At 73.7% G+C, this 9,318-nt stretch carries 9 protein-coding genes and 1 pseudogene; 5 read left to right on the forward strand and 5 right to left on the reverse strand.

Going from position 1 to position 9,318, the window contains the following annotated elements; genetic code table 11:
* The 3 genes from STRAU_RS12725 to STRAU_RS12735 all read left to right on the forward strand — a co-directional run.
* The coding region (locus STRAU_RS12725) for a serine hydrolase domain-containing protein (RefSeq protein ID WP_037658997.1) at nt 1-1,072 on the forward strand (1,072 nt) is incomplete at its 5' end.
* A gap of 9 nt (nt 1,073-1,081) precedes the next feature.
* Entirely contained in the window at nt 1,082-2,086 is a 1,005-nt protein-coding gene (locus tag STRAU_RS12730; protein WP_016640707.1) for a small ribosomal subunit Rsm22 family protein, read from the forward strand.
* 162 nt (nt 2,087-2,248) lie between these two features.
* Nucleotides 2,249-4,195 carry a glycoside hydrolase gene (locus STRAU_RS12735; protein WP_016640708.1) on the forward strand — a complete coding sequence of 649 codons (1,947 nt, stop codon included), beginning with the start codon at nt 2,249-2,251 and terminating at the stop codon, nt 4,193-4,195.
* A gap of 76 nt (nt 4,196-4,271) precedes the next feature.
* Here the strand turns inward: STRAU_RS12735 and ddaH are convergent, their stop codons facing one another.
* Together ddaH and STRAU_RS42365 are read right to left on the reverse strand one after the other, a co-directional pair.
* Nucleotides 4,272-5,099, reverse strand: a complete 828-nt coding sequence (gene ddaH, locus STRAU_RS12740; RefSeq protein WP_350892598.1) for a dimethylargininase — start codon at nt 5,097-5,099, stop codon at nt 4,272-4,274.
* Nucleotides 5,100-5,229: 130 nt separating this feature from the next.
* Nucleotides 5,230-5,409: a DUF6243 family protein gene (locus STRAU_RS42365; protein ID WP_158692066.1), complete on the reverse strand. Its 180-nt coding sequence runs from the start codon at nt 5,407-5,409 to the stop codon at nt 5,230-5,232.
* Nucleotides 5,410-5,567: 158 nt separating this feature from the next.
* On the opposite strand from STRAU_RS42365, the gene STRAU_RS12745 reads away from it, so the two are divergent.
* The gene (locus STRAU_RS12745) at nt 5,568-6,200 is read left to right on the forward strand and encodes a TetR/AcrR family transcriptional regulator (RefSeq protein ID WP_016640711.1); all 633 of its coding nucleotides are present in this window, start codon (nt 5,568-5,570) and stop codon (nt 6,198-6,200) included.
* Here the strand turns inward: STRAU_RS12745 and STRAU_RS12750 are convergent.
* The gene (locus STRAU_RS12750; RefSeq protein ID WP_078621174.1) at nt 6,139-7,107 is read right to left on the reverse strand and encodes a glycerophosphodiester phosphodiesterase; all 969 of its coding nucleotides are present in this window, start codon (nt 7,105-7,107) and stop codon (nt 6,139-6,141) included. The genes STRAU_RS12745 and STRAU_RS12750 overlap by 62 nt on opposite strands.
* Nucleotides 7,108-7,277: 170 nt before the next feature.
* Between STRAU_RS12750 and STRAU_RS12755 the strand changes: the two genes are divergently transcribed.
* The gene (locus STRAU_RS12755; RefSeq protein WP_016640712.1) at nt 7,278-8,051 is read left to right on the forward strand and encodes a bifunctional DNA primase/polymerase; all 774 of its coding nucleotides are present in this window, start codon (nt 7,278-7,280) and stop codon (nt 8,049-8,051) included.
* 15 nt (nt 8,052-8,066) lie between these two features.
* Here STRAU_RS12755 and STRAU_RS12760 read toward each other — a convergent pair whose 3' ends face one another.
* A complete protein-coding gene (locus tag STRAU_RS12760; protein ID WP_203227394.1) occupies nt 8,067-9,041 on the reverse strand; it encodes an SCO2278 family lipoprotein in 975 nt (324 codons plus the stop codon).
* A gap of 36 nt (nt 9,042-9,077) precedes the next feature.
* Nucleotides 9,078-9,318: pseudogene (locus tag STRAU_RS12765) on the reverse strand (iron transporter); the annotation flags it as partial.

The raw sequence follows: 9,318 nt of genomic DNA on the forward strand, positions 1-9,318 counted from the left end.
CCGCGGCCCGGTGATCGCGGTGGAGGAGGCGGCCGGCTGGGCCGTGCGGTACGCGGCGGCGTACGAGAACGCCGGGGGCGCGGGGGACCGTGACGAGAGCGCCGCGGCGGACTTCGGCGTCGAGCTGCCGCCCGAGCAGCGCGTCCCGATGACCACCGCCACACCCTTCGACCTGGCCTCCCTCACCAAGCTGTTCACCACCGTCGCGGCCGTGCAGCAGCTGGAGCGCGGCGCCCTCGACCTCGACCGGCCCGTCGCCCGCTACGCCCCCGAGTGCACGGCCGCCGCGCGCCACGGCCTCACGGTGCGCCACCTGCTCACGCACACCTCGGGGCTGCGGCCCGAGCTGCCGCTCTACGAGCTGCCGGACGTGCCGGCGCGGCTGCGGGCGCTGCGCACCGAGGCGCCGTCCGGCGAGGTCGGCGCGTACGTCTACTCGGATCTGAACATGCTGCTGCTCCAGCAGGTCCTGGAGCGGGTCACGGGCCGCCGCCTGGACCGGCTGATCCGCGACGGCATCACCCGGCCCCTCGGCATGACCGCCACCGGCTTCGGGCCGCGCCCGGACGCGGCCGCCACGGAGGACCAGCGCAGGCCGTGGGCGAAGGCCGACCGGGGGATGCTGCGCGGCGAGGTGCACGACGAGAACGCCTGGGCGCTCGGGGGCGTGGCGGGCCACGCCGGGCTCTTCTCCACCGCCCGCGACCTGGCCGTCCTGTGCCGGACGCTGCTGTGCGGCGGCACCTACGGCACGGCCCGGATCCTCGGGCCCCGGCACGTCGACCTGATGCTCGCCCCGCCCGGCCTCGGCTTCGCCGTGGACAAGCCGTGGTTCATGGGGGAGCTGGCGGGCGGCGGCGCGGCCGGGCACACCGGCTTCACCGGCACGTCGCTCGTCCTCGACCCGGCCACGGACACCTTCCTGATCCTCCTCGCCAACACCGTCCACCCCCGGCGCCGGCCCCTCGACAACGGCCCCCGGGTGCGCGCGGCCACGACGCTGGCGCGCGCGGTGGCGGCGGGGCCGCCCCGGGCGCAGGGGCTGTCCGACGGGTCGGCGCCCGGCCACTAAACTCACGGGGTGCGCGACCATGCTTCCCCCGCAGAGACCCTTCGTACCGCCCTCGCGGGCCTCCTGGAAGATCTGCCGCCCAAGGCGGCGGCCCAGGCCGTGGACCGGCTGATCGCGAACTACCGGGGCACCACCCCCACCGGCGCCCCCGTCCTGCGCGACCGCGCCGACGTCACCGCCTACGCCGCCTACCGCATGCCCGCCACCTTCGAGGCCGCCCGCTCCGCCCTGGACGGCCTCGCCGCCGCGGTCCCCGCCGACTGGAGTCCCGCCGACCACACCGACGTCGGCGGCGGCACCGGCGCCGCGACCTGGGCCGTCAACGCCACCTGGCCCGGCGCGCGGCCCGTCACCGTCCTCGACTGGGCCGAGCCCGCCCTCGCCCTCGGCCGCGAGATCGCCGCCGCCAACCCGGAGCTGGCCCCCGCCCAGTGGCGGCGCGCCCGCATCACCGCCGCCCTCGACCTGGATCCGGCGGCCCTCGTCACCGTCTCCTACGTCCTCGGCGAGCTGACCGGCGCCGACCGGGAGGCCGTCGTCGACGCCGCCGCCCGGGCCGCCGGCGACGCCGTCGTCGTCGTCGAGCCCGGTACCCCCGACGGTTACGCCCGCGTCATCGAGGCCCGCGACCGGCTCGTCGCCGCCGGGTACCGCGTCGCCGCGCCCTGCCCCCACAGCGCCGCCTGCCCCATCGTCCCCGGCGAGGACTGGTGCCACTTCTCCGTGCGGGTCGCCCGTTCCTCCCTCCACCGGCAGGTCAAGGGCGGCTCGTTGGCGTACGAGGACGAGAAGTTCTCCTACGTCGCGGCGGTCCGGCCCGCCGCCCTTCCGGCCGTCCCCGCCCCGCTCCGCGTCGTCCGCAAGCCGCAGATCCGCAAGGGGCAGGTTCTCCTCGATCTGTGTGACGCGGACGGCACGTTGCACCGGGAGACGGTGACCAAGCGGCATGGCGCGCTGTATCGCGCGGCGCGGGACACGGCGTGGGGCGACGCGTGGCCGCCGCCGGCGTCTTAGCCCTGCGGGGCCTTCCCCGGTCCCGCCCCTTCCCGTAACCAGGGGGCTCCGCCCCAGCCCCTCCGGCGATTGAGGAGCGGGGGTCTGGGGGCAGAGCCGGAAGGGGCGGGGTTGGGGAATGCTCTTAGAACCCTCTTAAGCCCCCCGACTATCCACAACCCCATGCCCGTCAAGCGCACACTCACCCTGGCCCTGGCCGTCACCCTGACCGCCGCAGGAGCCACCCAGGCCGCCCCCGCCGCCCAACCCCACGCCCCCGGCGTCACCTTGGCCGTCGACGGCGGCACCGCCGTCATCGACCCCGCGACCCTCGCGGTGAGCGCCCGCACAAGCAGCGGCCGCACCCAGCACCTCTCCGCCCCCGCGGCCACCGCCCTCGGCCGCCCGGGGCGGGTCCACCGCGCCAACAAGGCCCAGGCGCACTGGAGTTACCCCACCCGGGGCCTGGAGGTCGACGCCCGGGTCGACCACGGGCGCCTGTCGCTGACCCTCACGGCCCACCAGGACACCAAGCTCCGCTGGCCGGTCACCGGCTCCTCCGGGAGCCTCCAACTCCCCCGGGGCGAGGGCCTGAACATCCCCACGGCGGACCCCTTCTGGACCACCGGCGAGGAGAAACTCGCGGGCACGACCCTCGACGTGGGCGCAGATCTCACCCTGCCCCTCTGGGGCTACTCCTCCGGCCGCCGCCAGGGCGGCGTCAGTTACCTGATACCCACCGATATCGGGACGGAGCTCGCGTTCGACACCACCTCCGGCGGCCACCTCCGCACCACCGCCGCCCACACCTTCGACGCCGGCGCGGGCACCCGTACGTACACCGTCACCTTCGCCCTGACCGACGGCAGCCCGATCGCCCCCGCCGCCGACTACCGCGCGTACCTCGCCGAACGCGGCCGCCTCGGCAGTCTCAAGGACAAGATCCGCCGCAATCCGGCGACGAAGCGGCTCCTCGGCGCCTTTCACGCCTATGGGTGGGGAGAGGCCCGCACCGCCGCGGGGGTGCGCCGGCTGCGCGGGCTCGGGGTGGACCGGATGTGGCTCGGGTACGACGCCGGGCCCGGCCCCATGGGCAAGAAGGCGGTCGCTGCCGCCAAGAAGGCGGGGTACCTCGTGGGCCCCTACGACACCTTCGCCAACGGGCAGGACCCCAAGTCCGCCGACAGCCCCACCTCCGTGTGGCCCGGCACGGTCTATCCGGACTTCTGCGTGCGCGACGCCGACGGCAAGCCGCGCACCGGATTCGGCGGCCGGGGCTGCTACTTGAGCTCGGCCGCCTTCGAACGCGCCGAGCCCGCCCGGCACTTGCTCGCCGACCGCACCCGCGCGATGGTCCGCAACGGCGCCGACAGCTACTTCCTCGACGTCGACGCCACCGGCGAGCTCTTCCGCGACCACTCCGCCGCGCATCCGATGACCAAGGCGGGCGACCGGGCCCACCGCCTCGCCCGGATGCGGCGGATCGCCGGCTCCGGGCTCGTCCTCGGTTCCGAGTCCGCGCAGGCGTGGGCCAACAAGGCCGTCGCCTTCGACCACGGCAGCGCGACCCCCGTCGCCGACGGCATGTGGGCGCTGCAGAAGGACCGCGAGAAGTGGGGCGGTTACTACCCGGAGCGCGCGCCCGGCATCTTCTTCAAGCCGGTCCGGCTCCCCGCCTCGCTCTCCAAGGCCATGTACGACCCGCGCTACCGCGTCCCGTTGTACGGGACAGCCCTGCACGGCTCCACCGTCAGCGTCGAGCGCTGGGAGCTGTCGTACGAGAAGCTGCCCGCCGAGAAGACCCGCCGCGCGCTGCTCGCCATGCTCTACAACCGGCCGCTCAACTACGTCCTCGACGGGCCCTCGTTGACCCGGCACGGGGCGGAACTCGCCGCGCTGCAGAAGTACTTCGCGCCGCTGCACCGGGCGGCCGGGACGGAGCGGCTCACGTCCTTCCGGCACCTCACCGCCGACCGGCGGGTTCAGCGCACGGTCTTCGGCGACGGCACGCTCACCGTCACCGCCAACTTCGGCAAGAAGGCCCACGACGGCCTGCCCGGCGGCTGCGTGGACGCCCGGCTGCGCACCGACGACCACCCGCGCCGCCTGTGCCCGGCCGACCTGGACTGACGTATACGTAAAAGTGGTGCGGGTGGTCGTCGGCCACCCGCACCTTCCGGCACGTCACGCGCTCACGCGCCGTGCGCTACTTGTCGCGCAGCTCCTGCGTGCAGCACTTCACGCTGCCGCCGCCCTTGAGCAGCTCGCCCAGGTCCATCCCGATCGGCTCGTAGCCCCGCTCACGCAGCGGCTCGAAGAGACCGACGGCGGCCTGCGGAAGCAGTACGTGCAGGCCGTCGGAGACCGCGTTCAGGCCGAGCGCGACGGCGTCCGGCTCCTCGGCGATCAGCGCGTCGGGGAACAGCCGGCGCAGCGCCGCCTGGCTGCCCGGCGAGAAGGCGGCCGGGTAGTACATGACGTCGTCGGCCCGGTCGTCGAGGACCGCGAGCGCCGTGTCCAGGTGGTAGTAGCGCGGGTCGACGAGGTCGAGGCCGATCACCGGGCGGCCGAAGACCTCCTGGGCCTCGCCGTGCGAGAGCGGGCTGGCGCGGAAGCCGCGGCCCGCGAGGACGTAGGAGGAGGTGACGGCGAAGTCGCCCTCGCCCTCGTTGATGTGGGTGGGTTCGTGGACCTCGGTGAAGCCGTTGGCGCGGAACCACTCCAGGTGGGCTGCGGCCTCGGGCTGCCGCTCGGGGTGCATGAAGCTCGCGCCGAGGACCCGGCCGTCGACGACGGTCGCGCCGTTGGCCGCGTAGACCATGTCCGGCAGGTCGGGGTGCGGCTTCAGCTCCTCGACCGTGTGGCCGAGCGAGCGGTAGCGGTCCCGCAGGTCCTCCCACTGGGCGACGGCGAGCGGGACGTCGACGGGTTTGGCGGGGTCCATCCACGGATTGATGGAGTACGTGACCTTGAAGTGTGCCGGTGGGCACATCAGGTAGCGCCGGGGTGTGGCGCGCCGGGCGACTCGATGCAACGAAGGCTCCTCACGGACCGCAGGGGCTGGTGCTGCCCATGGTGCGGTCTGAGGAGCCTTCGCGCAGTGATCTGAGCGGTTCGTGCTGACGTGTGGGCCGATATTTACGCATGAACCGGGCGTTCCCCGGTCATGAGCCGTCGTTCCGCGACCGTTCCTCCTGGAGTTTGCGGAGCAGTTCGCGCTTCTGCTCCTGCGGGCTGAGCCCGCCGCCGACGCGGCCCCCGTCGCGGCCGCCGCGCAGCGCCTTGCGGGAGAGCTTGCTGCGCGTACCGCCGACGCCGAGCATTCCGGATCCGCCTCGCGACATGTCGTACCTCCATCGATCGTCGACACCTATTGGGCGAGACGTATCGTCTCGCTTCGTCTTCGACTTTAAGCGAGACGGTCCGTCTTGTCGAGTGGTTTACGGGAGGTCCGGGAGTTTGGTGAGACGCGGCGTCTCGTGGCGCTGCTACATTCGGTGTCATGGCCCAGAAAACCGCCCCTGACTCCACGCGCCGCAGCGAGCGCTCGCGCCGCGCGATCTACGAGGCCGCGCTCGCCCTGGTCGGCGAGGTCGGCTACCCGAAGATGACCATCGAGGCGATCGCCGCCCGCGCCGGTGTCGGCAAGCAGACCATCTACCGCTGGTGGCCCTCCAAGAGCGCCGTTCTGCTCGACGCCTTCCTCGACCTCTCCGAGCAGGCGTCCGCCGAGCTCAGCGAGAAGGCCGGGCTCGACGAGGTCGCGACCGCCATCCCGGACACCGGCGACCTGGAAGCCGACCTCAAGTACGTGCTGCGCGCCACCGTCGACGAGATGACCAACCCCAAGTTCGACGCCCCGGCCCGGGCCCTGGCCGCCGAGGGCGTCGTCAACGAGCAGCTCGGCGCCGAATTCCTCGAGAAGCTGCTCGAGCCCCAGCTCCAGCTCTACGTCGACCGGCTGCGCGCCGCCAAGGAGCAGGGCCAGGTGGCCCCCGGCATCGACCCGCGCATCGCCCTCGAACTGTGGACGGGACCGCTCGCCCAGCGCTGGATGCAGCGCACCGGCCCGCTCAGCCACGCGTACGCCGACAAGCTCGTCGAGTACGCCCTGTACGGGATCGCGCCCCGCTGACCCGCCGGCGCCGGACGCCCGCGCCCGGCCGCGGCACCCGGCCCTGATCCGTGGCCCGCCCGCCCCGGTCCATGTCCCACCGGCCCTTGACCGGCGTACGCGCGAGCAGTCCGGGCGCGTCCGTGATCACGCCGTTGCAGCCGAGCCGCAGCACCCGGTCGCGCTGGCGCGGCGTGGTCACGGTGTGCGCCCACACCCGCGGGACACCGGAGTTGACCGCCCGCAGGAGATCCGCGTCACGCGCCTTGTAGTCCACGTCCAGGACGTCGACGAAGGACGCCCAGCGCGCCGGGCGGTCCGTGCGGAGCTGCTTCCTGGTGCGCCACAACTGCGCCAGCAGGCCCAGGTCGTGGGCGCGGCGGGCGACCCAGGGCTTGTTGGAGTTCACGAACACCGAGCGGGCCAGGCCGCGCTCGTGGATCATCGCGCCGAGCCCGGCCAGGCTCGGCGCGTCCTTGACCTCCAGCATCAGCACGATCCGGCCGCCGAAGCGGTCGAGCACCTCAGCCACCGTCGGCGGCCGCTCCGCCCGCCAGCGGCCCGGCACACCCGCGGGCGGCCGCAGCCGCAACCGCCGCCACCCCTCGCGGCTCAGCCCGCGCACCGGACCGGTCGCGTACGTGGTGCGGTCCACGGTCGCGTCGTGCATCACCACGAGCGTGCCGTCGCGCAGCGTCCGCGTGTCGGCGTCCAGGACCTGCGCGGTGCCCCGCTCGAACGCGGCCACCAGGCCGGACATGCTGTTCTCCGGGACTTCGAGGGCGCCGCCGCGGTGCGCGGTGTGGACGACCGGCGGGAGCGCGTCGACGGTGAGCGGGCCGCCGCCCCACTCCAGCGGGGTCAGGAAGCCGGCCGGGCCGACGAGGGTGAGGGCGGTGAGGCCGGCCAGCACAGTCCTAGTGACCATGGCGAACACCGTAGGTGTGCGATAAGCCGCACAGTGTGAAATGACGCGCCATGTCACCCAGCGGCTGGCATCGCCCCAGCTACCCCGGATGTGGACTACGGCCACCCGGGGAGCAGGATGGTGGGACCATAGGTCATGCTGTTCCGCACAATGGCAAGGTGAGGGGATAGATGGGCGCAGAGCACGGCCGGCCGTCCGGCGCGCAGAGCAGGATCTCCCAGTGGCTTCGCCGCCGCGGGCGCACGGGCGCCGACGGCGGGGGCGCGGGTGCCGAGGCCGCCCGCCGCGAAGATCTGCTGCTCGCCGTCGCCGCCGCGGGACTGCCGCTCGCCCCCGCCGCCCACCCGGCCGGATATCGCTGTTCCTGCGACCGCATCGGCTGTCCCACCCCCGCCCGGCACCCCGTGTCCTTCGCCTGGCAGACGCAGTCCACCACCGACCCCGCGCAGATCGAGCGCTGGGCCCGGCACCAGCCGGGGGCCAACTTCATCACCGCGACCGGCATGGTGCACGACGTCCTGGACGTGCCGCTGGACGCCGGCCGCGCCGCCCTGGCACGGCTGCTCGCCTCCGATGTGGAGGTCGGCCCCGTGGCGGAGTCCGAGGGCGCGGGCGACCAGGGGCGGATGCTGTTCTTCACGGCGACCCGCGGCACCCCCGAGGACGAGGACGAGTGGTGGCCGTGCGAGCTGGACTGCCACCCGGAGACGATGGACGAACACCCCGGCCTGCGCTGGCACTGCCGCGGGTCGTACGTCCTCGTGCCGCCCGCGCGCCTTCCGGGTGACCTGGCGGTCGGCTGGGTCAGGGGACCGGAGTTCGCGCTGCCGGACCCGCTGACGCTCCTGGAGACCCTCACCGACGAGTGCGCGCGGTACGCGGGGGCGACCAGGGGCGACGCGGACCACGAGGCGAACACGGCAGCCTGGCCGCTGCGCGGTTAGCCGGGCGCCGCACGGCTATTCGCCCTTCGCCCCCACAAGGCCCTGCATCCGGCTCAGGACCGTCACCTTCCCCGAGCCCTTGGGGTCGAGCGCCACCTGGTTCGAGATCCGCTCCAGCGTCACGGACTGCTTGGCCTCGCCCTTCATCAGGGCCTTGACGTCCGGTTCCACGGTGACGTCGAGGCCCTTGGACGCGGTCTGCTTCTCGTAGTGATGCGTGGCGAAGAACACCAGCGCGCCGCCGTCCTTCGTGCGCAGGCCGACGGGGGCGAACGCGCCGTCGTTCTGCGGCTCGTCGAGGTACTGGACGGCGAGGCCGAGCCGCTTCTTGTTGCGGTCGCGGGCCGCCTTCCACTGGCTGGTGTGCGGGCCGGGCGTGAACGCGTCGCCGCCCGACTTCAGGAACGTCGTGTACGTGCCGCCGAGCCGCCGCGGCGCCACCGCGAGGCCGGAGGAGGCCACGGCGACGGGCTCCACATGGCCGTCCTCGTCCTTCTTCAGCTCCGGCAGCCGGTCGGGCAGGATCAGGTTCAGATACGTCGCCCGCCACACCTCGCCGGCGTCGGCGCGGGTGAAGACGATCAGCCAGCGGTAGCCGTGCGGCTTGCGGTTGGCCTGCGCGTCGACGACGAACCACCGCGGCCAGCCGGCCTTCTTGGGGATGGAGTACGTCACGTCCGTCAGCTTCAGCGGCACGTGCCGGGCGTTGCCGTCCGGGTTCTGCGCGTGCCGTGCCTTCAGGCCCGCCTGGTTGATGGCGCCGAGCGGGCCGGTGACGCGGGCCGCGTCCAGGGCCGGGTCGTACGCCTTGTCCGCCTTGTTGTAGGCGGTGAGGAAGTCCTTCAGCGCGCGGGCGGCCTCGGTCCTGGTCGCCGTGCGGACGACCTCCCGCTCGCCGTGCACCGTCACGCAACCGCTCGCCGTCAGCGAGAGGACCGCCACCGCGGCCATGTACGAGACCGGCCGGCCGGCTCTGCGAACCCTGCTCATCGGATACCTCCACCTACCCCTTCCCGGGCCCGAACCCTATCGGGGCCGGGAAGCGGCCCGACGCCGGGCTCCGGCGACGCCCGGGCGGCCCCGCGACGGCGCGAGGCACAGCGCGGACACCGCCACCAGATACAGCGCCCACGCCGCCGTCTGCGTCACCGTCGGACCCGGCCGGAAGCCGAACACGCCGTCCAGGAGCATGCCGTACCAACTGTCCGGCGGGACCGCCCCGCCGACGTCGAACGCCTTGTCCCGCAGGCCGCCGACGACCCCCGCC

The organism is Streptomyces aurantiacus JA 4570 (genome assembly GCF_000414115.1).
In the GTDB taxonomy this organism is placed as follows: Bacteria; Actinomycetota; Actinomycetes; order Streptomycetales; family Streptomycetaceae; genus Streptomyces; species Streptomyces aurantiacus_A.

What these genes read in the sequence shown, in the direction of transcription:
- STRAU_RS42365 (WP_158692066.1), bottom strand. Translation starts at nt 5,409, where the DNA reads ATGTCGCGAGGCGGATCCGGAATGCTCGGCGTCGGCGGTACGCGCAGC.
- STRAU_RS12750 (WP_078621174.1), bottom strand. Translation starts at nt 7,107, where the DNA reads ATGGTCACTAGGACTGTGCTGGCCGGCCTCACCGCCCTCACCCTCGTC.
- STRAU_RS12760 (WP_203227394.1), bottom strand. Translation starts at nt 9,041, where the DNA reads ATGAGCAGGGTTCGCAGAGCCGGCCGGCCGGTCTCGTACATGGCCGCG.
- STRAU_RS12755 (WP_016640712.1), top strand. Translation starts at nt 7,278, where the DNA reads ATGGGCGCAGAGCACGGCCGGCCGTCCGGCGCGCAGAGCAGGATCTCC.
- STRAU_RS12745 (WP_016640711.1), top strand. Translation starts at nt 5,568, where the DNA reads ATGGCCCAGAAAACCGCCCCTGACTCCACGCGCCGCAGCGAGCGCTCG.
- STRAU_RS12735 (WP_016640708.1), top strand. Translation starts at nt 2,249, where the DNA reads ATGCCCGTCAAGCGCACACTCACCCTGGCCCTGGCCGTCACCCTGACC.